We start from the raw sequence: 22,645 nt of genomic DNA, 5'->3' as shown, positions 1-22,645 counted from the left end.
CTTCCACCCAAAACAAAAGCTTCTCAGAAATGGGGAGCTTTTTTTGTATATTAATAATTTATAAGAAATTGAAGCCGGGTGAGAAGTTTATCCTGAGCTTGTCGAAGGGAACCCGGTCTTCCACCCAGACTAAAACTTCTCAGAAATGGGAGGTTTTTTTTTATTTCAGGCAGTCTTAAATTCCAATATCTCTTCTCGGGACAATTTTTCATAAAGGCCAATTCACTATTTAAATTAGTTTGAACGATTCAGTTTTTAATATTTTGTTTCCTTCTTTATTAATTAGTGAGATTCAGAAATGGCTTCTTTGTTAAAATCGTTTTGTTAAAATTGATTAAGACAAGGTGGTTAAACTTTGTTAAGTGTTCTATCTTTTAAATCAATCCTTGTACATTAATAATTCATAAGAGTTTAATAATCAGTATGTTTTTTTATACTTTTTAGTTCTTTGGCATAATAATTTCATAGTTCGGGGCGAGCATGCGTTTTCCGCAAATGTATGTTTTCTTGTTAAAGTTTTATTTCGTCCCGCGCAAGGCGGTGGCGCAATAATTATAATTTTTTAAAATTAGTAAACATGACAAAACGTTTTATGAAATTGTCTGCACTGCTTGCTGTTGCGGTAATTATTGCAACGGCATTCTCTTTGGAAAGAGAAAATTACAGCAGTTCTATATTCACTACAGATACGGTTGGGGACCTTGCCTATGTTCCTTATGAGTATGAAGTGAATTTGAGTTCCCAAGACAGTGTTCCCTTTCTTGGGAAGTCGTTCCTTGGTTTCTGTTATGACCTCGGCTTCAGCGAAAGCAGTGGCAATTACAGAGCCGTGAACAGATTGGGTTATTTGGGCAAATACCAGTTTGGCCGTTCTACCCTTAATTGGGTTGGAATTCACAATACCTCTCGATTTTTAAATTCCCCTTTGTTACAGGAAAAAGCTTTTGAAGCTTTGATATCCAAGAACAAATGGGTACTTCGGGATTATATTGATAAATTTGACGGTCAATCAATCAATGGTGTTAAAATTTCCGAATCGGGCCTTTTGGCCGCGGCGCATTTGGGAGGCTCCGGAAATGTTAAAAAATTTCTGGACAGTGACGGAGATATCGTTTTCAGAGATGCAAATAATGTACCTATTACAAAGTATATGAAAGCTTTTGTTGATTACGATGTTTCAGAAATCCTTCCAGACAACAACGCCAGGGCGACATTATAATTATTGAAAAAGCCAGGTTGACAAGCCTGGCTTTTTATTTAATATTTATTTAACATCCTGCAAATCAGATTTTTAAAAAAAGATGTATATTTGCGCGCTGAAAAGAAGGTGTAATTATGCACCTGAATTTTAAACCTAATGAAAAAAAGAATATATCTAATTGCAGTATTACTTGTTGTTACCGTACTAGTAGGGACAGGTTTCATTTCAAATGATAGTTACGATTTTTCTGCATTTAGTACAGAAGGATTGGAGTTAGACTATAATGTTCCCACAGAAGCTGAATTTATGCCACTAATGGCTCCTGTGACCCCAAAATATTATTTGTTTTTGGGTAAATCTTATGTAGGATTTAAAGAGGCTCTAGGTTTTAAGGAATCTAGAGGAGATTACCATATAGTGAATGATTACGGTTATATGGGGAAATATCAGTTTTCAGGTGCTACCCTTAGAATGATGGGTTTCAAGAATACTGAAAATTTTCTTTATGACACTCGTCAGCAAGAGGCAGCGTTCTTGGCTTATACAACCATAAACAAGTGGGTACTTCGCAAAGATATTGAACGTTATGCGGGCAAAACCATCGGTGGTGTAAAAGTCACCGAATCAGGAATTTTAGCAGCTGCACATCTGGCAGGTGCTGGCAATGTAAAAAAATTCCTTAGGAGTGCTGGTGAAAATCGTTTTGAAGACGCCAATGGCACTTCAATCCGTTATTACCTAAGAAAATTTTCTGGGTATGATACGTCGCACATTGTACCAAACAGAAAGCCAAGGGTACTCTAAAAATTATCCTTGAATAATGAATAAGGTGGGTCTTTTATGAAGGTCCACCTTTATTTTTTTCCATAAGCGCACCGGAGCGGTTTTGATATATTCTGAAGCCAATGTAATATCGCAAGCCACACAAATGCTTGTTTGTGGGTTAAGATTGTCGATAAGACTTTGCAACATTTGGTTGTTTCTATATGGTGTCTCAATAAACAATTGAGATTGCTCAAAGTCTTTTGATGCTTTTTCCAATCGTTTCAATTCTGTTTTTCTTTCGCTCTTGTCAATTGGTAAATAACCGTTGAAAGCAAAATTCTGCCCGTTAAAACCACTGGCCATCATAGCTAATAGAATTGAGGAAGGGCCAACAAGAGGTACTACTTTAATGTCAAGTTCGTGGGCATAATGCACAGCTCCCGCTCCTGGATCTGCAATCCCAGGACAGCCTGCATCGCTTATTATTCCCACATCAAAACCTTCCAAACAGGGGTTTAGCATAGACGGGATCTCGCCTTCATTGGTGAATTTATTTATCTCCTGAATTTTTAAAGCGGATTGTTGCTTTTCGGGCACAATACTTTTTATGAAACGCCGTGCATTTTTTTCGTGCTCTACAATATAATGATCAATCTGTTCAATTGCTTTTTTTACGGAAATGGGAAGAACGGCCAAAGGTGGTACGTCTCCCATTGGGCAGGGAATTAAATATAAATTTCCTTTTTTTGCAGCCATCAAAATTTATTCGATAATTAACTTTTTAACAGCAGATTGCCCTTTTTCTGAACTGATTTTTGCAAAATACACCCCAGAACTCAAAGTTTCAACGGAAATGGTTATTTCAATGCTAGAAATATTTTCTTTTGAAAGAATTGCACTGCCTCTAATATCAAAAATTTCAATTGTTTCAAGGGAGTCATTTTTCAAACTGAAGATTACATTATCTGAAGCAGGATTTGGAAGCATACTTAATGAATTTTCCAAAGAAAAATCTTGTGTTGATAAAATGCTGTATAAGGAATATATACCACCGCCGGGGCCGTCAACCATATAAATTTCTTTGCTATAACTTTCTCCAAAGGAGACCCAATTTTTCCCCGTAAAATAAACCTCCTCGCCAAGTTGTCCATTTGCATCAAGTGTTGCTATTTTTCCGCTGCAATAATCTGCATAAAAATATAGCCCGTCAAAAACGAGTGCATAAGCTTGTCCTCTGTAAACATAGCCGCCTGTAATAGAGCAATTTCCATTTGCATGGGTATATTCAGCAATCGGGAACGTTAATTCAGATTGGGGAGGACAACCCTGTGTGTTATAGGGCTGGGAGCCTTCATAACAGCGCCAGCCGTAATTAAGTCCAGCTTCCGCTACATCGGCTTTATTTATTTCTTCTAAATTTCCTTGTCCCACATCTCCAATCCAAAGATTGTTGTCTTGAAAATCAAAAGAAAAACGCCACGGATTGCGAAGCCCATACGCCCATATTTCCTCACGGGCATTTGGATCTCCTACAAATGGATTGTTTGCGGGTATTCCGTAGTTATTGCCTCCCGACGGATTATCAACATCTATACGAAGTAATTTACCTAATAACACATTTTTATTCTGAGATCGGTTTCCAGGATCGCCACCGCTGCCTCCATCACCAGATGAAATATAAAGATAGCCATCGGGACCAAATGCCAGATTGCCACCATTATGGGTTGCAAAGGGTTGCGCATAATCAATAATGGGTAATTCAGAAGTCGGATCTGCCAAGTCTGGATTTGTAACATCTACAGAAAATCTTGAAACTTGGGTGTCGCCATTAGCTTTGGTATAATTAATGTAAAAATATCCATTGTTTTCATAATCTGGATGGAAGGCTAGCCCAAGAAGACCTTGTTCGCCTCCATTGGAAACTTGACCAGAAATATTTAGGAAGGGAGCTGGATTTGTGTTTCCGTTTGAAATGATTTTTATTTTTCCGCCCTGTTCAACAACATATAATCGTAATTCAGTATTAAACACACCATCATTGGTAACGTATAACGGATTGTCAAAACCATCTGCATATAAAGAGATATCAATGCTCTGAGAATACATATTTATTGCAAATAGAGGTAGTAAAAGAAGAATATATTTTTTCATGGCTATTTTTTATACCTCTAAAGTACGTAAAAAACTGTATAATTGTTTTAGAGTTGCTTTACGATTTGATTACAAGCTTCATCAAGCATTTTGAAAACATTTTCGAAACCTGCATCTCCCCCAAAATAAGGATCTGGAACATCTACATTTTCTCCTGGAAAAATTTCGTCGAGAATCAGTCTTACCTTTTCTTTTTGAGCATCATTTTCGGCCAAAGCCAAAATATTCTCCCTGTTGCTGTTATCCATTACATAGATTAAGTCGAAATTTCCAAAATCTCTTGCACTGAACTGTCTTCCGCGTTGGTTGGTAATATCTATATTGTATTTTTTGCCTACGGCTATGCTTCTCTTGTCGGGTTGATCGCCAACGTGCCAATGTCCAGTTCCGGCAGAATCCACAAATACTTTGGAAGTATCAACCTTAGATTTTAAAATTCCTTCCGCCAAAGGAGAACGGCAGATATTGCCAAGGCAGACCATAAGGATTTTGTACTGTTGCAAAACGTTTATTTTGAATTTATAAGTTTATGAGTGCAAGAAGGTCATTTTAGGGACCACTTAGACTGCCACTTAATACTGAATTATAGTGTCAATTTTTTGCTAAGATCTTCCACGTATTTGCGGAATTGCTTATCGGTGCTTGAAAGATTATCAACTGTTTTGCAAGCGTGGAGAACGGTTGCATGGTCGCGCTGCCCAATTTGTGAACCAATTGAAGCAAGTGATGCCTTGGTGAATTTCTTAGCAAAGAACATAGCCAATTGCCTGGCCTGAACAATATGTCTTTTACGGGTTTTAGACTGCAGTGTATCTACGTCCATCTGAAAATAATCACTTACCACTTTTTGAATGTAGTCTATAGAAACTTCACGTTTTGTATGCTTCACATAATTGTCAACAATCTTGCGGGCAAGCTCAATTGTAATTTCTTTTCTATTGAAAGAGGAATGTGCAATAAGCGAAATAATGGCGCCTTCCAATTCCCGAATATTTGTTTTGATGTTGTTCGCTAAAAACTCTACAATATCATCCGGCATTTCCACACCATCGCGATACAATTTGTTTTTTATGATTGCAACGCGGGTATCATAATCTGGGTGGTTCAATTCTGCGGAGAGTCCCCATTTAAAACGTGACAGCAAACGCTGTTCAATATCAATCATATCTACCGGGGCTTTGTCGCTGGTTAAAATTACCTGCTTGCCGTTTTGGTGCAAATGATTGAAAATATGGAAGAAAACATCCTGTGTACCAGCTTTTCCTGATAGCAGCTGAATATCATCAACAATAAGCACATCTATAATTTGATAGAAGTGAATAAAGTCGTTGCGGTTATTCTTTTTTACAGACTCGATATATTGCTGTGTAAACTTTTCTGCAGAAATATAGAGTACGGTTTTTTCTGGATATTTATCTTTTATATCAACGCCTATTGCATGACCCAAGTGGGTTTTTCCCAAACCAACGCCACCAAAAATAAGAAGTGGATTGAAAGATGTTCCGCCAGGCTTGTTGGCAACTGCTAAACCTGCTGAACGTGCCAATCGGTTTGATTCGCCTTCAAGAAAACTATCAAAATTATAATTTGGATTAAGTTGCGACTCTATCTTTACATTTCGAATTCCGGGAATAATAAACGGATTTTTAAGTTCCGGGCTTTTGTTTTTCAACGGTACGTCAACGTTCTGAGATTGTAGGTTGCTTCGGTTGGCGCTTGGTATTTTTTCAGTAAAGGGCTGCTTGTTACCGTAAGTGTTTTCCATCCTAATGATGTAAACCAATTTAGCGGTTGCTCCCAATTCCTTTGTAAGTGCAACTTTCAATATTTTAACATAATGTTCCTCGAGCCATTCGTAAAAAAACTTGCTCGGCACCTGAATGCTTAGCGCATTATCAGATAACTTTACTGCCTTTATTGGTTCGAACCAAGTTTTGTATGCTTGCGAAGTGATATTATCTTCGATAAAAGCCAAACAATTGTTCCAAACCGATTCCGCAGTTTTGCTCATAGTTAAAAATTCTGATTTTTGTTTTTAAAAGGTGTGGCCAAAAAATAGGGGATGGAGTGTCTCCTGGCTATTTCCTAACAGTGCAAATATGTGAACAAAAAAGTTATAAAAAAAACCAGATTGGGGTTGAATTATTAGTTTTTTTTCGCCATACTTCCCTTTTGATAAAACTACAAAAAAACTTTCTTTAAACGGTACAAAATTGTGAAGAATACAGATACAAATATAAGAGTACGTTACGGTGAAACAGACCAAATGGGTGTGGTTTATTACGGTAACTACGCCCAGTACTTGGAGCAGGGAAGAACGGAATGGCTTCGCGAGCTCGGATTTTCTTACAAATGGATGGAAGCCAACAACGTACATCTTCCGGTAGTGCATTTGAGCATCGATTATAAGCTCCCTGCATTTTACGATGACTTGCTGACAGTAAGGACTACCTTAAAGCAAATACCTTCTGTAAAAATTGAATTTATTTATGAAATTTATAATGAGTCCAAACAACTTTTGGTGATTGCTACCACTGTTTTGGTATTTGTGAACAGCACCACCAAAAAGTTAATGAAAGCACCGGATTATTTGATTGAAAGGTTGAATGAAAGAAGTTAATTATCTAATCGCTTAATAGTCACTTTGTAAGTGTTTTTGAATAACTCAAAAACTCGTTCAGCTTCTTTTTTGCGTACCGAAATTTCAAACTCACAATTCAATTCCATTTTTTGATTTACGAGTTTTATGTCTTCATCTTTAATAATTCGCATTACTGTATTCATTTCTGGGTATTCGAATTTTAAGAGAAAGGTTTCATCAATAGTTCTTCTTACAATTCTACAGTTTTCCAGAGCCATTTGTGCCGTGGTTTTATAGGCTTGGATCAATCCGCCAACGCCAAGCTTTGTTCCGCCAAAATAACGAACCACCACTATCAGAATATTTGTAACATCAAAGGATTGTAATTGTCCATAAATAGGCATTCCAGCACTGTTTGAAGGTTCTCCGTCATCATTGGCGCGGTAGTGTTCGTAGCTTTTGCCGAGCTGCCAGGCATAGCACCAATGGCGTGCACTATGATGCTGTTTTTTGAGACTTTCGATGTGTTCCTTCACATCCTCTTCCGAAGAAACCGGAAAGGCATAACCGAAGAATTTGCTTCCTTTTTCTTTAAAAAGAGCTTCTGCCGAAGGCTTTAAAATGGTTTTATAGGTGTCTTTTTCCATTACCATTCTGCTAATGCTATCAATAAAATGCCAAGGATGGCCAACCCAATTCCAATCCAGTTTTTAGGCAATAATTTTTCTTTAAAAAGTAAAATACCCAGTAGGGTTGAAAACATTACGATAGCTACATTGTTAACCGTGAAAATTCCCGAACTATCCAATATATCGCTTCGCAGTGCCTTTACCAAAAAATAGATTGAAAAGTAATTTGGAATACCAAGGGCAATTCCGCCCAAAACATTTCTAAACTGAAATTGAAACTTTCCTTGTACGGCGTGAACACTTAAAAGGAGCGCGCCCAAAATTGCTGCAGAAGCAAAAATTGTGGCAGAGAAAATGGGAACATCGTTTTTGGCAACATACTCGCCCTCTAGATATTTTATGGAAGTGTCAATGATTCCGCTTCCCAAAAAAACCAAAACAGGAAAGATGAAATTGGATGCTTTTATCTTCAAACCGTCTTTTGTTTTGATTGAAGCGAGATATACAGCTGCCAACGCTAATAAAATTCCAAAAAATTTAAAAACACCAAGGCTCTCCTTATAGTAGATTAAACCGAAAACCACCGGAATCACTACGCTCATTTTTGTAGCCACAGAAACTACCGAAAGCCCACTGCGCTGTGTTGTTAAAGCCATCAAGTTGAAAACGATTATAAATAATACACCCAGCCCCAAAGCAAAAGGAAACCAAGAATGTTGTGCAATCTCAGCAATATTTATTGAACTCTCCTGAAAAAGCAATCCGCAGCAACACGCCACTAAATAATTAACAACAATTGCATGCAAGGTGTTGATTTTGAACTTTGAAAATAACTTGAAAGCCACAAAAATCATTGTGGACGAAAGTATACTGAGCGTCAGTGCTATCAATGATTTGTGTTTTTATAAGTTCGCAATGTATCTTCTTTTATTTTTTCTTCGGATTTCAAAACTCCTTGAAAAGTTGGAGCTTTTATTCCCTCCCCAAAGGTTTTATTTCCTGAAAAAACCAATGCTTCATCCCAAAGATTAGCATCAATAAATGATTGAAGGGTTTTCGCACCACCTTCAATTATAACGGACTGTATATTTCTTTGGAAAAGTACTTCGCAGATTTGCTTTGGAATTTCTTCTGAAAAAAGAATCTTTTCGAAGTCTACATTCTCCGAAGTCTTTGTTTCCTTTTCATTAATAACAATGGTTTTTGAACTTGCATCAAAAACTGATAAATCCTTTGGAATTTTTAAATTTCTGTCAACAACAATCCGCACAGGATTTTCCCCCGTCCAATTCCGAACGGTGAGCGACGGATTATCTTGCAAAACCGTATTGGTTCCAACCAAAATAGACTGTTCCTCTCCCCTCATCTTATGGACTAATTGACGCGAAAATTCATTTGTGATCCAAACTGGTTTGGTTTCTTTTCGGGTTTCACTTTTTGGCGAAATAAAACCGTCCGCAGTCTCTGCCCATTTCAGAAAGATATACGGTCGCTTTTTTTGGTGAAAGGTGAAAAACCGTTTGTTCAATTCGTCACAATCGTTTTCCAAAACCCCAACTATCAATTCGCAGCCAGTCTCCATCAATTTTTTAATGCCCCGTCCCGCTACTTTTGGGTTTGGATCCAAACTGCCAACAATCACTTTTTTTATGCCGCTTTCTATAATCAAATCGACGCAGGGTGGCGTTTTCCCAAAATGGCTGCACGGTTCCAAACTCACATAAATAGTTGCCTCTTTCAACAATTCTTGGTTTTCAACACTTCTTATTGCATTCACTTCGGCGTGAGGCTGTCCTGCTTTGTAATGCCAACCTTCGCCAATAATTTCACCATTGTGAACAATTACGCTACCCACCAACGGATTTGGATAGGTGCTTCCCAGCCCGTTTTTGCCCAGTTGGATGCAGCGCGACATATATTTTTCGTGTATCTTCACAGCGTAAAAATACAAGGATTTAATTAGAATGGAAACACCAATAATCCGTCTTATTGAAAAGAAAGACAATCCCCAAATTGCCAAAGTTATACGCAAAGTTTTGGAAGATTTCAACGTTCCGAAAGTGGGTACCGCTTATGCAGATGCATCCTTGGATTGTATGTTTGAAACCTATCAAAAACCGAATGCTGTTTATTTTGTGGTGGAAGAAAACGGTAAAATAATAGGAGGTGCGGGAGTCGCAAAATTAGATAATTATGAAGGCAACGTTTGCGAACTTCAAAAAATGTATTTCCTGCCCGAAGCCCGTGGTAGAGGAGTTGGCATGCAAATGATGGAGTTTTGTTTGACAAAAGCACGCGAGTTTGGTTTCGAAAAAATATATCTTGAAACAATGGAATATATGACGCATGCCCAAAAACTTTACAAACAAGCAGGTTTTGATTATATTGATTGCGCAATGGGTGATACGGGCCATTACTCTTGCCCGGTTCATATGATTAAAACTTTATAATACTATTAAGTATAATTCCCCCTTTGAAGGGGGCCAGGGGGATGTTTTTCAATGAAAATCTCAGAACTTAAATCAAATTTCAAAACAACACTTTCAGGACTATACCCTTCGGAAGAGATACAATCGTTTTTCAACATACTTTCTGAAGAATATTTAAACCTTTCGCGAATAGAAGTTGCTTTACATCCTGAAAAAACCATTTCCACAGAAGACGCCGAAAAATTTCAGGAAGCTTTGCTTCAACTTAAAAACTATAAGCCCATTCAATATATAATAGGAGAAACGGAATTTTACGGCCTTCCTTTTAAAGTGAATAAACACACCTTAATTCCGCGTCCCGAAACGGAAGAGCTCGTAGAATGGATTCTTTCGAAACAAAAACTCATAACTATTTTAGACATCGGCACAGGCACAGGCTGCATTGCTATTTCACTTGCAAAGAATCTTCCCAATTCAAAAATTTCGGCATTGGATATTTCCAAAGAAGCTTTAAAAATTGCCCACCAAAATGCGAAACTGAACAAGGTAGAAGTTGAATTCTTCCAAGCTGATATTTTAAAAACGAAAACCCTTCCGAAGCAATACGATGTAATAGTTTCAAACCCACCATATGTTCGGGAGCTGGAAAAAAAACAGATGCAGCAAAACGTTTTAAAATATGAGCCCGATTCAGCTTTGTTCGTTAAAGATGAAGATCCTCTGTTGTTTTATCGCGCTATTTCCCAGTTGGCGAAAACCAATTTGAAGGCAAACGGAAAACTCTTTTTCGAGATTAATGAGTATCTTGCTGATGAATTGACCCAGCTTTTAAAAAGCAAAGGTTTTCAGAATATTGAAGTTAAAAAAGACATCTTCGGAAAAGACCGAATGTTGAAATGTAGTCTATAAATCTCCGCGCATTCTGCGCCAAAACAATATAACCGCAGAGGCGCAAAGAACGCAAAGAAAAATCATGAATAAACTCGAAAAAATATGCGTCTTCTGTGGTAGTAGCGATGGCAACGATCTCGCGATAACCGATGCAGCCAAAAAACTGGGTGAAATCTTCGCTGAGCGAAACATAACTTTGGTTTACGGAGCAGCCAAAATAGGGGTGATGGGTACAATCGCCAAAAGCGTTTTGGACAATAATGGAAATGTTGTTGGCATAATCCCAAATTTTTTAAAGAAGAAAGAAGTTGTGCATTTGGGCCTAACGGAACTAATCACTACCCAAAACATGCACGAGCGCAAAATGAAAATGCAGGAAGAAAGTGATGGTTTCATTGCTTTGCCAGGGGGAATGGGCACGTTGGAAGAACTTTTCGAGATTATAACTTGGCTACAACTTGGCCTTCACCAAAAACCAATTGGCTTGTTGAATATAAATGGGTTTTATAATGACCTTATAAAAATGCTCGAAAACATGGTGCGAAAGGGATTTCTTTCAATGGATAACTATAGTCTGCTTTTGGTAGATTCCGAACCAAAATTACTATTGACAAAAATGGAAGAATTCAAGACACCACAACTACCTAAGTGGCTAAATTCTGACAGAACGTAGCGCGTTATCAGTAAATTACGAGACGATTGATTTAAATGAAGCCGAAAAATTTCACCACTAATACGCGAATAATTATATAAAATTATTCGTGTATTAGTGGTTCTTTTTTTAAAATCCCCCAATACAAAAACCACTTTATTTCTATATTTGTTCAATGAACATTGAACAACAAATCACAACCCTTCGCAACGAACTTCGCGAGCATAATTATAACTATTACGTACTTGATACCCCAACAATTTCCGACTTTGAATTTGATCAGAAACTAAAGCAACTTCAAGACTTGGAAAAGGCAAATCTTCAATTTTACGATGCCAATTCGCCCACGCTTCGGGTTGGTGGCGAAATCACAAAAAACTTTGAAACAGTTCCACATACCTACAGAATGTATTCTTTGGATAATTCCTATTCAAAGGAAGATTTAGAAGATTGGGAAAAACGTATCGAAAAAATGGTGGATGGGAATGTTGAATTCACTTGCGAGCTAAAGTACGACGGTGCTTCAATAAGTTTAACATATAAAGATGGAAAGCTAAAAAAAGCAGTAACCCGAGGCGATGGTTTTCAGGGTGATGATGTTACGGCAAATGTAAAAACAATCCGTTCTATCCCGTTGCAGTTGAAGGGAGATTTTCCGCCATTGTTTGATATTCGCGGCGAAATTGTGCTGCCTTTTGAAGGTTTCACAAAGATGAATGCAGAAAGGGTTGAACTTGGCGAAGAGCCCTATCGAAACCCAAGAAATACTGCTTCCGGTAGCTTAAAATTGCAGGACAGTGCTGAAGTTGCCAAACGCCCATTGGATTGTCTTTTATACAGTTTGAAAGGTGAACGGCTTCCCATAAAAACACAATTTGAAAATCTTGAAAAAGCAAGACAGTGGGGCTTTAAAGTCCCCGAAGCTGCCAAACTCGCCAAAAATCTGGATGAGGTTTTGGAATTTGTAAATTATTGGGACGTGCATCGCCACGAGCTTCCCTACGAAACCGATGGGGTAGTGGTTAAAGTAAACAATCTGCAACAGCAGGAAGAACTTGGCTATACCGCAAAATCACCACGATGGGCGATGGCCTATAAATTTAAGGCTGAACAAGTTTCCACAGTTTTAAACCAAATTACCTATCAAGTTGGGAGGACTGGCGCAATCACGCCCGTTGCAAATTTGGAACCTGTGGAATTGGCAGGAACTATTGTGAAACGTGCTTCTTTGCACAACGCAGACCAAATAGAAAAACTTGACATCCGCGAAGGCGACACCGTTTTTGTTGAAAAAGGAGGTGAAATAATTCCGAAGATAATTGGGGTAGATTTTACGCAGCGCGATCCAAATACATCACCAACAAATTATATAACCGAATGTCCCGAATGTGGAACTGTATTGGTGCGTACCGAAGGCGAAGCGCAGCATTATTGCCCAAATGCTGAAGGTTGTCCGCCACAAATTATTGGTCGTATTCAGCATTTTATTTCACGAAAGGCTATGGATATTGAAGGATTGGGAGGAGAGACTGTAACGCTTTTAGTAAATAACGGTTTGATAAATAATTATGCCGATTTATATCTATTGAAAGAAAAACAAATAACTCCGTTGGAACGCATGGCGCAGAAAAGTGCCGAGAATATGATAAAGGGAATTGAAGCTTCAAAGCAAATTCCATTTGAAAGAGTTCTATTCGGTTTGGGAATTCGATATGTTGGCGAAACCGTCGCTAAAAAACTGGCAAAACATTACAAAACAATTGACGCCTTAAAAAATGCTTCCGAAGAGGAATTGATAACAGTTGATGAAATTGGCGAGCGCATTGCCCAAAGCGTGGTTTCCTTTTTCGCTTCCGAAGAAAACATTGCAACCATTGAACGGATGAAAAGCTATGGAATTCAATTGGAAATTTCCGCAGATAAACTAGCCAATCAAACGGATATTTTAAAAGGAAATACCTTTGTCGTTTCCGGCGTTTTCACAAAAGTTTCGCGTGACGAACTAAAAAAATTGATTGAGGACAACGGCGGAAAAGTTTCCGGTTCCATTTCTGCAAAAACAAATTATGTGGTTGCTGGCGACAATATGGGGCCGAGCAAGAAAACTAAGGCTGAAAGTTTGGGTGTCGCAATCATTTCCGAAGACGATTTTTTGCAAATGATTTCATAATTGAAAGCTGAAAAGGCTTGAAAAAAACTATTTTTGCAACGTAAAAGTTTGGCTCTCCATGTTGAAAAAAGTAAAACACCATTCTTTAAAAAAACATACAGATAAAAATCTGATGCATCGCGATATTTCGGAACGCAATGCCCCTTTAAAATATTTAGGGTTTTTGGTTGACGAAACTTATTTTGACAATTTTGAGCTGTTTTATGAATTTGGAAAGGAACTTGGTTTGCAACGAAAGGATATAAAATTGTTCACTTTCATTGAAACGAGGCGAAGAATTCCAACACTGCGACAAAACCAAATAACCAATAAGGAATTTACATGGCGCGGAGAAATACACAACCAAAATGCACACGAATTCCTCGATTATCCGTTTGATGTGCTAATTGGTTTTTATAATGGTAAACACGAATTTCTGAGCGCAATGGCTGCACAGAGCAAAGCAAAGTTTAAAATAGGTTTTAACGGGGCAGATGAGCGACTTTTCGATTTGCTTTTGACCGTTGATCTACAAAAACCGGAAACTTTTAAAAGTGAAGTAAAAAAGTATTTAACAATTTTGAAGAAGATTTAGATGACGGGCGAAGGGTGACTGATGACCGATGACGAAAACAACAGAAACAACAGAATCCATAGTATCAACAGTATCAAAATTAAGTTTAACCTCAAAAGATACCTGCCTTCGCGGGGATGAATATGAAAGAATTAATAGGAACCGGCGTAGCATTGATAACTCCATTTAAAAGCGATTTTTCCGTGGATGTGGAGGGATTAAAAAAAGTGGTGAATTTCAACATAGAGAACGGAATAGATTACTTGGTGGTTTTGGGAACCACAGCCGAAAGCGCAACGCTTTCAAAAGAAGAAAAGCAAGTTGTAATTGATACTGTTGTTTCTGCAAATAATGGACGTGTGCCGTTGGTTTTGGGTATTGGCGGGAATAATACAATGGAAGTCATTCATGAAATGAAAACCCGCAATCTTTCAGCTTTTACCGCAATTCTTTCCGTTTCGCCATTTTATAATAAACCTACACAGGAAGGCATTTACCAGCACTTTGCGGCCATAGCGAAAGCGGCCCCCTTGCCAATAATTCTGTATAATGTTCCAGGAAGAACGGCTTCAAATGTTCTTCCGGAAACAGTTATTCGCTTGGCGAATGATTTTGAAAAAATAGTAGCCATAAAAGAAGCTGCAGGCGATATTGTGCAAGCAATGCGATTGATTTCCGGTTGTCCAAAAGATTTTTTGATAATTTCTGGAGACGATATGATTACGCTGCCAATGATACTTGCCGGTGGGGCAGGAGTGATTTCGGTGATTGGTGAAGGTTTTCCGAAGGAATTTTCAAAAATGGTGAAATTAGGTTTGAATAAAAAAGTTGATGAAGCTTATAAAATCCATTATAAAATTGCTCCGGCAATAGATTATATTTTTGCCGAAGGAAACCCTGCCGGAATAAAGGCTGTTTTCAAAAACTTGGGCATTTGTGGAGATACGGTTCGGCTTCCGCTAGTGGGAGTTAGCGATGGACTGAGGTCTAAGATTGACGGTTTCATCAAAAATTTCTAAAAGCATACTTTTTATATTTCAAGTTAAATATTTCAAAAGGCTTGCAAATAATAGTCTTCGGAGCAATATTTTAGCCAAAGAATAAGTTTGTTCAATCATGTTTAATTCCCTATTTTTGCACGATGTTTTTTAAGCCCATGCGATTACCACTTTTTATAATACTTTGCTTTACTATCCTTCTTTCATCCTGTAGCCAGTACCAGCAGGTACTGCGAAAGGACGATATGGGTAAAAAATACGCTCTTGCCGATTCGCTCTATAAAATGGAGAAATACAAAAAGAGCCTTAAATTAATGGAGCAGTTAGTGCCCGTTTATAGAGGAAAGCCCCAAGGTGAAAAGCTGATGTTCATTTACGCAAACACCTATTATAACTTAGAAGATTATTACCTCGCGGGTTATCAATTTGAAAGATTCGCCCAGGCATATCCGCAGAGTGATAGCATAGAAGTAGCATCATTTAAAGCTGCAAAAAGTTTTTATCAACTTTCACCGCGATATTCATTAGATCAAAAGGATACTGATAAGGGACTCGAAAAGTTACAGGAATTCATTAATCAATATCCCAATTCAGAAAAACGTACCGAGGCCAATGCGCTTGTTGCTGAATTAAGAGGGAAGTTGGAAAAGAAACAATACGAAGTAGCAAAACAATACCTGCGCGTTGAGGATTATAAAGCAGCCATTGATGCTTTTGACAATTTTATAACAGATAATCCGGGCTCCTCTTACAGGAAAGATGCCTTTTACGGACGGTTTGTAGCAGCTTACAAACTGGCAATAAACAGTATTCCTGTTTTGGTACAGGAACGTCTGCGCACTGCAAAGGGATACTACAATAATTTTATAAAATATTACAAGGATACAGATTTGGCTCCTGAAGCATTGGAATTGTATCAGGACATAGAGAGCAGAATTGTACCATTAGAAACAGAACCCAATACTTAATTAATTTTTATTATGGATATTAAAAATTCAGATGCACCTATCAATACCGTTACGCTCGACAAGAATAAAATTGACGAGCCTACAAACAATATTTATGAGGCTATTTCTATTATTTCGAAAAGAGCCACACAAATAAATGGTGACATCAAAAAAGAACTTCTTGAAAAGCTTGATGAGTTCGCTACTTATAACGATAGTTTAGAAGAAATTTTTGAAAACAAGGAACAAATTGAAGTTTCTAAGTTTTACGAAAAACTGCCAAAACCACATGCTTTAGCAGTGCAGGAATGGTTGGAAAACAAAATCTACTACAGAAATACAGCTGACGAGGTTGTAGAGGAATAAAAGTCCCCTAAATCCCCAAAGGGGACAGGGAGCTTTTATTTGATTCTTGACAACTGACCACCGATAACTGAAAACTGAAACATGTCTGTTTTGCACGGAAAAAATATCTTGCTTGGCGTTACCGGCGGGATTGCCGCGTACAAAGCAGCTTTTTTAGTTAGGCTATTGTTGAAAACAGGAGCCAACGTAAAAGTTGTGATGACAGCTTCGGCAAAGGAGTTTGTTACACCATTAACACTCGCAACACTTTCAAAAAACGAAGTCTTCTCTTCTTTTACAGAGGAAAAGATAGAAGATAGCTTTAAGGAGCCCAAATGGAACAACCACGTTGAGTTGGCTATTTGGGCCGATTTGTTTCTGATTGCTCCTGCAACAGCAAACACACTTTCCAAAATGGCCAATGGCGCTTGCGACAACTTGCTGCTCGCTTGCTATCTTTCGGCAAAATGCCCTGTCTATTACGCGCCTGCAATGGATTTGGATATGTACAAACATCCAACAACTGCGCAGACTTTTGAGAAACTGGAAAGCTTCGGAAACATACAGATTCCGGCCACTTTTGGCGAACTTGCCAGTGGCTTGGTAGGGCAGGGAAGAATGGCCGAACCTGAAGAAATTGTTTCTTTTTTGGAAAACGATTTGCTGAAAAAACTTCCCCTGCGCGGAAAGAAATTTTTAATCACAGCCGGCCCCACCTACGAAGCTATTGACCCCGTTCGTTTTATTGGTAACCATTCCAGCGGAAAAATGGGTTATGCTATTGCTGAAACTGCTGCAGAACTCGGTGCTGAGGTTGTTTTAATTTCTGGTCCTGTAAATTTAAAACTGGAAAATGATTATGTGAAAATCATTCATGTAACTTCGGCAGAAGAAATGTATAATGCCGCGCACGAATATTTCGATAATTGCGATGTTGCTATTTTGAGCGCCGCTGTTGCCGATTATCGACCTTCAGAAGTTGCTTCGGAAAAAATTAAAAAGAAAACAGATAATTTCACACTTCATCTTTCAAAAACAAAAGATATTCTTGCTTCGCTTGGTGAAATAAAGAAAAGTCAATTCCTGGTTGGTTTTGCGCTGGAAACCGAAAACGAAGAAGAAAACGCAAAATTGAAACTCAAAAAAAAGAATTTAGATTTAATTGTGCTAAATTCGCTTCGAGACAAAGGCGCCGGTTTTAAAACCGACACTAATAAAATTACTTTGATTACCAAAGACAATAAAACGCTTCCTTTTCCTGTTAAACCTAAAAAAGAAGTAGCAAAAGATATTTTAGAATATATTATAGAACAGACAAATGCGTAAAATTTTACTTTTCTTATTATGTGCTATTACTGTGTTTTCTGCACAGTCCCAAGAACTTAATTGCACCGTTTCCATAGATGCCGAACAGACTGGGCAGCCCAACTTGCAGATTTTCCGCACATTGGAAACCCAATTACGGGAGTTTGTAAATAACACAAAATGGACCGATAGGGAATACAAAAACCAAGAGCGTATAGATTGTAATATGACGTTGATTATAAGTAGTTATGATGGCGATTCTTTTGCCGGAACGCTGCAAATACAGTCTTCGCGCCCAGCTTTTGAGTCAACTTATGATACTCCGGTTTATAATTATTTTGACAGACAGGTCAGCTTCAATTATAAGGAGTTTGAGCCATTGACATTCAATATTAACAGTTTTGGGTCAAACCTTGTTTCTATTGTGGCTTATCACGTTTACACAATGATTGGTTTGGATGCTGATACGTTTACACCAAATGGAGGAGCCTCCTATTTTGAAATTGCCAAACAAATTACAAACACTGCAGCTTCCAGTAATTTTCAAGGTTGGAAAGGAAGTGACGGCAACCAATCCAGGTTTCGTTATAACGATGCTTTGTTATCTTCAGTTTACAAAGAATTCCACGATGTAATGTATGCGTATCATCGCGATGGAATGGATATCATGGCTACAAACCAAAAAGAAGCGAAGCAAAAAATAGCAGAAGCTATTAACAAACTAAAAGGCATTAATGACCGTCGCCCAAACTCATTTTTGGTACGTACATTCTTTGATGCAAAAAGCGACGAAATACAAGCTATTTTTAGTGCTGGCCCACAGGTTGATATTACAAAATTGATTGAAAATCTTAATAGATTAGCGCCCACTAAGCAAAGCAATTGGTCCGAAATCAAATTTTAATTTTCTTTCAATATTCAAAGGTGAAAATTGACAATTGTATTTCTACCGTCTAAAATCTACAGACTACTGTCTAAAAAATGATAACCACACTCGCCATAAAGAACTATGCGCTTATTGAGGATATGCGCGTTGAGCTAAACGAGGGGTTGACCATCATTACTGGTGAAACAGGTGCTGGTAAATCTATTGTTTTGGGAGCTTTGGCGCTATTGTTGGGTAAAAGAGCAGACTTAAGCAGTGTAAAAGACTCTTCAAAAAAATGTATTATTGAGGGACATTTTTCAATTAAAAATTATGAATTGCAAAACGTTTTTGAGGAAAATGATTTGGATTATGAACCTCAAACAATCATTCGTCGAGAAATATTACCTGGCGGAAAATCGCGAGCTTTTGTAAACGACACCCCCGTTTCTTTAACGCAACTGCAGGCGTTGGCTCCATATTTAGTAGATGTTCACAGTCAGCATGAAACTTTGGAAATTGTTTCTGAAAATTTTCAGATGGAAGTGATAGATGCCCTTGCAGGAAATGCCGAACTCTTAAAATCCTATCAGCTTCAATTCGCGGATTTCAAAAAGATTTCGGAAGAACTTTCGGTATTAAAACTTCAAAAGGAAGACGCTTCAAAAGAACTGGATTACAATACGTTTCTTTTTAACGAACTGCAACAGGCAAATTTGAAAAAACTGAATCAGCAGGACCTTGAGGAAACCTATGAAACGCTCAACAATGCTGAAGCAATTCAAGAAGCACTCTCAGAGGTGACCAAACTTTTTGATGACGATCAAATAGGTAGTTTACAAACCGCAAAAGAAGCGCGGATTGTTTTGGGAAAAATAAAGGGATATTCAAAAGCTTTTGAAGATTTCTGGCAGCGTTTAAACAGCGTTATTATTGAGTTGGAAGATATTTCAGCCGAAGTTAATTCTGCTTCCGAAAATATTGAAGCAGACCCAGAAATGCTTTTTCAGATTAATGAAAAGTTACAAACACTTTATAAATTAGAGCAAAAGCATTCGGTTTCTACAGTTTCGGAATTAATTGAAATTGAGGAAAAGCTTGAAGAAAAAGTAAATACAACACTTGGCTTGGACGGTCAAATAGAAAATCTGGAAAAGCAGAAAAGCAGCTTACGCGAAACCGCTTTAAAAACTGCCGTAGCCCTACACGCAAAAAGGCAAAAAGCCATTCCTGAACTTAAAAAGAAGCTGGAGGAAACCCTGTTTCCTTTGGGACTGCCAAATGCAAAATTTCAATTTGAGCTTAGCGCTTCCGAAGATTTTAGGAGCAATGGAACCGATGCCTTACAATTACTGTTTACCGCAAACAAAGGATTAGCATTTGGCCCGTTAAAGAAAGTAGCTTCTGGTGGTGAAATGAGCCGTATTATGCTTGCGATAAAAGCAGTTTTGGCAGAGTATAAAAAATTACCGACCATCGTTTTTGACGAGATAGATACTGGAGTTTCGGGTGAAATAGCCAATAAAATGGCAGTAATAATGCATCAAATGAGCAAAAAGATGCAGTTGTTGAGCATTACGCATTTACCGCAAATTGCAGCAAAAGGAGACCACCACATAAAAGTTTACAAAGAAGATAATAATGAGGTTACGGCTACCCATTTACAGGTATTGAATCAAGAGGAGCGCATTGTTGAAATTGCGCAAATGCTGGGCGGTAAGAATGTTTCGGATGCAGCGATAGCAAATGCAAAAGAATTATTGAATTAAAATGTATCTTTACTTTTCAGTATTGAGTATTGAGTATTGAGTTTGGATTTTAAACCGACAGCCGACAACCGTTAACAGACAACCGATAACAGACAACTAATAACTGATAACCAATAACAACTAAAACATGTCATATAACTTACTAAAAGGAAAACGAGGAATCATTTTTGGTGCGCTGGATGCAAATTCCATAGCTTGGAAAACTGCGGAGCGTGTTCATGAAGAAGGCGGAAAATTTGTGCTTACAAACGCACCAATCGCTTTGCGAATGGGGCAAATAAAAGAACTTGCTGATAAAACGAATTCTGAAGTTATTCCGGCCGATGCTACGAGCATTGAAGACTTGGAAAATTTGGTAACTAAAGCAACGGAAATTTTAGGAGGTAAACTGGATTTTGTGCTGCACTCAATTGGCATGTCGGTAAATGTTCGCAAGGGCAACCATTACACAAGTCAGAATTATGATTTTACACATAAAGGTTGGGATATTTCTGCGGTTTCATTTCACAAAACCATGCAGGTGCTGTATCAAAAAGACGCTATGAGCGAATGGGGGAGTATTATAGCCCTAACCTATATGGCTTCCCAGCGTGTTTTTCCGGATTATAATGATATGGCGGACAATAAGGCCTATTTGGAAAGTATAGCGCGCAGTTTTGGTTATTACTTTGGAAGAGATAAAAAGGTTCGTGTCAATACAATTTCCCAATCCCCAACCCCTACAACTGCTGGGCAAGGTGTTAAGGGTTTTGATGGTTTTATAAGTTATGCCGATAAAATGTCTCCATTGGGTAACGCAACTGCATTGGATTGTGCTAATTATACCGTTGCAATGTTCAGTGATTTAACAAAACGTGTTACACTTCAAAATTTATATAACGATGGCGGCTTTTCCAATATGGGGGTCAGCGATGAAGTAATGGAAGCCTTTGTGGAAGGAAAATAGCATATCAGTATCTTGAGAAAATTTTAAAATCCCATCCAATTTTTTTGGATGGGATTTTTTATTAAAGCCATAAAGTAGTTGCGCTAAATGTTTGGTATTAGCATTTTTTTAGATACTTTAGGGGATTATTAACTAAAATTTTCAAATTATGAGAAGAAGTACTATTGTTGGGTGTTTCGTCGGTTTGCTCGCGCTAACGATGAATGCCCAAGTTACTCAACCCTCTACTTCGCGATCCGATACTGGGACGACTGTAGAGAATCAGAAAAAGCCCGTCGCTTCCATTCAGGAATTGCTGGCAAGATATCAAAACGTGGGAAGTCAGCCCGGTGCTGTTTCCGAACATTTCACTAGAGAAGAGCAACAAAAGTTGCGTTCCTATTTCAGCAGCCAGAAACCTGTTGGCGCTGCTAATGGTGTAAAGGGAGTTAGTACGAATAACTCTGCTGAAGCAAGAGAACTTGGTGTTTCCGATGCGCAGCGAGCAGTTTTCAAAAACCAATACACTCCTTTATTTGTAGCTTTAGCTGTTAAGGATAATTCTGAAGAAGCAAAAGGAATAGTTGTTTCCGCGGAAAATAGGGCTGCCATTTACCAACAATCACAGCCGTTGTTTGTAGCTCCTGAAGCACTTACTGCTGAGAATGAAGCTGAAATTTTGGCTGCAGCTCAAAGTAAAGCCGATACTAATGTAGAAAATTATACAACAACTCAGGGTAAGGGAATTCTTTCTAACATTATACCTAACGCAGGTGCAACTGAAAGTTTTGCAGTAGTTACTGGAGATTTTTTCTACGATCCAACAGATGGCGTTAATGGAGGACCTGGCGGCGTTTGTACAGGTACTTCTTCAGGAGATCCTGGAGACTATCCAAACTGTGGTTGTGTTACTACCACAACATTAACGGGTACAGGTCTGTCTGTGGAGTTTTTATCTTTCAATGTTTTTGGAACTTTTGATTTTTTAAATATTTATGATGGTCCAGACACTAGCTCTCCACAAATCTATGATAGTAATTTGAATACAACTACAGATACACTTGCAGGTATGATAGCTGCAAATGGTTCAGCTGTTTTTACCTCCACTACTGGTGCTTTAACTTTTGAATTTAGTGCGACTGCAGTGGTAAACAGCTGTGGCTGGGAAGTTGAAGTTCTTTCTGCCGGCGGTGGCGGTGGTGGGAGCGCTTGTTCCCAAGCTCATCCTTTCGGAGCAGTAGCTGGTGGAGGTTCAGGATCATCTGTTGATTCAACCTTTAAAACTGCTGCAGACCTTGTTGTGGCTGCTGGTGAAGATTTTACCTTGGACACCATTGAGGTTCCTTTCCTTACATTCGCACCACTGGATCCTCCAACAACCGCAAATATTGTGTATTACGAAAATGCCGGTGGATTACCAGGCGCTATTATAGGCAGTGAAACGGTGGTTCCAACCATTTTGAGCTCTG

23 protein-coding genes are annotated in these 22,645 nt (G+C 38.3%); 16 read left to right on the top strand and 7 right to left on the bottom strand.

All coding sequences use genetic code 11. The annotated features are described in order from the left end of the window. Window positions 1-577 precede the first annotated feature (577 nt). Window positions 578-1,219 carry a hypothetical protein gene (locus tag ESV24_RS14505; protein WP_111816249.1) on the top strand — a complete coding sequence of 214 codons (642 nt, stop codon included), beginning with the start codon at window positions 578-580 and terminating at the stop codon, window positions 1,217-1,219. Window positions 1,220-1,357: 138 nt separating this feature from the next. After that, complete coding sequence (locus ESV24_RS14500) at window positions 1,358-2,005, top strand: peptidoglycan-binding protein LysM (RefSeq protein WP_111816250.1); 648 nt, start codon at window positions 1,358-1,360, stop codon at window positions 2,003-2,005. A 3-nt stretch (window positions 2,006-2,008) separates the two neighbouring features. On the opposite strand, the gene ESV24_RS14495 is transcribed toward ESV24_RS14500, so the two are convergent. From ESV24_RS14495 to dnaA, 4 genes are all read right to left on the bottom strand, one after another. Beyond that, window positions 2,009-2,722 carry an SAM-dependent methyltransferase gene (locus ESV24_RS14495; RefSeq protein ID WP_111816251.1) on the bottom strand — a complete coding sequence of 238 codons (714 nt, stop codon included), beginning with the start codon at window positions 2,720-2,722 and terminating at the stop codon, window positions 2,009-2,011. Window positions 2,723-2,728: 6 nt separating this feature from the next. Next, entirely contained in the window at window positions 2,729-4,117 is a 1,389-nt protein-coding gene (locus ESV24_RS14490; RefSeq protein ID WP_111816252.1) for a PQQ-dependent sugar dehydrogenase, read from the bottom strand. Between the two features lie 47 nt (window positions 4,118-4,164). Continuing rightward, window positions 4,165-4,599 (bottom strand): low molecular weight protein-tyrosine-phosphatase, encoded by a 435-nt coding sequence (locus ESV24_RS14485; RefSeq protein WP_111816253.1) that lies wholly within the window; start codon window positions 4,597-4,599, stop codon window positions 4,165-4,167. Window positions 4,600-4,700: 101 nt separating this feature from the next. After that, on the bottom strand, window positions 4,701-6,128 hold the full coding sequence (gene dnaA / locus ESV24_RS14480) for a chromosomal replication initiator protein DnaA (protein ID WP_111816254.1): 1,428 nt from the start codon (window positions 6,126-6,128) through the stop codon (window positions 4,701-4,703). 204 nt (window positions 6,129-6,332) lie between these two features. Between dnaA and ESV24_RS14475 the strand changes: the two genes are divergently transcribed. After that, complete coding sequence (locus ESV24_RS14475) at window positions 6,333-6,737, top strand: acyl-CoA thioesterase (protein WP_111816255.1); 405 nt, start codon at window positions 6,333-6,335, stop codon at window positions 6,735-6,737. On the opposite strand, the gene ESV24_RS14470 is transcribed toward ESV24_RS14475, so the two are convergent. Genes ESV24_RS14470 through ribD form a run of 3 tightly spaced genes read right to left on the bottom strand, consistent with a single transcriptional unit; the run spans window position 6,734 to window position 9,263 of the window. Beyond that, window positions 6,734-7,351 (bottom strand): IMPACT family protein, encoded by a 618-nt coding sequence (locus ESV24_RS14470; RefSeq protein WP_111816256.1) that lies wholly within the window; start codon window positions 7,349-7,351, stop codon window positions 6,734-6,736. The genes ESV24_RS14475 and ESV24_RS14470 overlap by 4 nt on opposite strands. Beyond that, on the bottom strand, window positions 7,345-8,217 hold the full coding sequence (locus tag ESV24_RS14465; RefSeq protein WP_111816257.1) for a DMT family transporter: 873 nt from the start codon (window positions 8,215-8,217) through the stop codon (window positions 7,345-7,347). The genes ESV24_RS14470 and ESV24_RS14465 overlap by 7 nt, the downstream gene beginning before the upstream one ends. Continuing rightward, window positions 8,214-9,263 carry a bifunctional diaminohydroxyphosphoribosylaminopyrimidine deaminase/5-amino-6-(5-phosphoribosylamino)uracil reductase RibD gene (ribD, locus tag ESV24_RS14460; RefSeq protein ID WP_170227902.1) on the bottom strand — a complete coding sequence of 350 codons (1,050 nt, stop codon included), beginning with the start codon at window positions 9,261-9,263 and terminating at the stop codon, window positions 8,214-8,216. Before ribD ends, ESV24_RS14465 begins: the two co-directional genes overlap by 4 nt. Window positions 9,264-9,291: 28 nt before the next feature. Between ribD and ESV24_RS14455 the strand changes: the two genes are divergently transcribed. From ESV24_RS14455 to ESV24_RS14395, 13 genes are all read left to right on the top strand, one after another. Then, the gene (locus tag ESV24_RS14455) at window positions 9,292-9,777 is read left to right on the top strand and encodes a GNAT family N-acetyltransferase (protein ID WP_111816259.1); all 486 of its coding nucleotides are present in this window, start codon (window positions 9,292-9,294) and stop codon (window positions 9,775-9,777) included. Window positions 9,778-9,828: 51 nt separating this feature from the next. Next, a complete protein-coding gene (gene prmC / locus ESV24_RS14450) occupies window positions 9,829-10,665 on the top strand; it encodes a peptide chain release factor N(5)-glutamine methyltransferase (protein ID WP_111816260.1) in 837 nt (278 codons plus the stop codon). Window positions 10,666-10,729: 64 nt separating this feature from the next. Beyond that, window positions 10,730-11,320 carry an LOG family protein gene (locus tag ESV24_RS14445; RefSeq protein WP_111816261.1) on the top strand — a complete coding sequence of 197 codons (591 nt, stop codon included), beginning with the start codon at window positions 10,730-10,732 and terminating at the stop codon, window positions 11,318-11,320. A gap of 154 nt (window positions 11,321-11,474) precedes the next feature. After that, window positions 11,475-13,469 (top strand): NAD-dependent DNA ligase LigA, encoded by a 1,995-nt coding sequence (gene ligA / locus ESV24_RS14440; RefSeq protein WP_111816262.1) that lies wholly within the window; start codon window positions 11,475-11,477, stop codon window positions 13,467-13,469. Window positions 13,470-13,527: 58 nt separating this feature from the next. Beyond that, window positions 13,528-14,043, top strand: coding sequence for a DUF6913 domain-containing protein (locus tag ESV24_RS14435; RefSeq protein ID WP_111816263.1), 516 nt, complete (start codon window positions 13,528-13,530; stop codon window positions 14,041-14,043). Window positions 14,044-14,165: 122 nt separating this feature from the next. Further along, window positions 14,166-15,041 (top strand): 4-hydroxy-tetrahydrodipicolinate synthase, encoded by an 876-nt coding sequence (dapA, locus tag ESV24_RS14430; protein WP_111816304.1) that lies wholly within the window; start codon window positions 14,166-14,168, stop codon window positions 15,039-15,041. A gap of 137 nt (window positions 15,042-15,178) precedes the next feature. Beyond that, window positions 15,179-15,988, top strand: coding sequence for an outer membrane protein assembly factor BamD (locus tag ESV24_RS14425; protein WP_111816305.1), 810 nt, complete (start codon window positions 15,179-15,181; stop codon window positions 15,986-15,988). A 12-nt stretch (window positions 15,989-16,000) separates the two neighbouring features. Then, the gene (locus ESV24_RS14420; RefSeq protein ID WP_200829529.1) at window positions 16,001-16,333 is read left to right on the top strand and encodes a DNA-directed RNA polymerase subunit omega; all 333 of its coding nucleotides are present in this window, start codon (window positions 16,001-16,003) and stop codon (window positions 16,331-16,333) included. A gap of 81 nt (window positions 16,334-16,414) precedes the next feature. Then, window positions 16,415-17,638 (top strand): bifunctional phosphopantothenoylcysteine decarboxylase/phosphopantothenate--cysteine ligase CoaBC, encoded by a 1,224-nt coding sequence (gene coaBC / locus ESV24_RS14415; RefSeq protein WP_111816265.1) that lies wholly within the window; start codon window positions 16,415-16,417, stop codon window positions 17,636-17,638. Beyond that, the gene (gene porD / locus ESV24_RS14410) at window positions 17,631-18,521 is read left to right on the top strand and encodes a type IX secretion system protein PorD (RefSeq protein ID WP_111816266.1); all 891 of its coding nucleotides are present in this window, start codon (window positions 17,631-17,633) and stop codon (window positions 18,519-18,521) included. Before coaBC ends, porD begins: the two co-directional genes overlap by 8 nt. A gap of 77 nt (window positions 18,522-18,598) precedes the next feature. Further along, window positions 18,599-20,251, top strand: a complete 1,653-nt coding sequence (recN, locus tag ESV24_RS14405; protein WP_111816267.1) for a DNA repair protein RecN — start codon at window positions 18,599-18,601, stop codon at window positions 20,249-20,251. A gap of 127 nt (window positions 20,252-20,378) precedes the next feature. Then, window positions 20,379-21,197, top strand: coding sequence for an enoyl-ACP reductase FabI (locus tag ESV24_RS14400; RefSeq protein WP_111816268.1), 819 nt, complete (start codon window positions 20,379-20,381; stop codon window positions 21,195-21,197). A gap of 148 nt (window positions 21,198-21,345) precedes the next feature. Continuing rightward, on the top strand, window positions 21,346-22,645 hold a 1,300-nt coding region (locus ESV24_RS14395), incomplete at its 3' end, for a hypothetical protein (protein WP_146951081.1).

Origin of the sequence: Aequorivita lipolytica, from assembly GCF_007997135.1 — a bacterium.
GTDB lineage: Bacteria > Bacteroidota > Bacteroidia > Flavobacteriales > Flavobacteriaceae > Aequorivita > Aequorivita lipolytica.
This window is presented reverse-complemented; position numbering and strand designations above follow the sequence as displayed.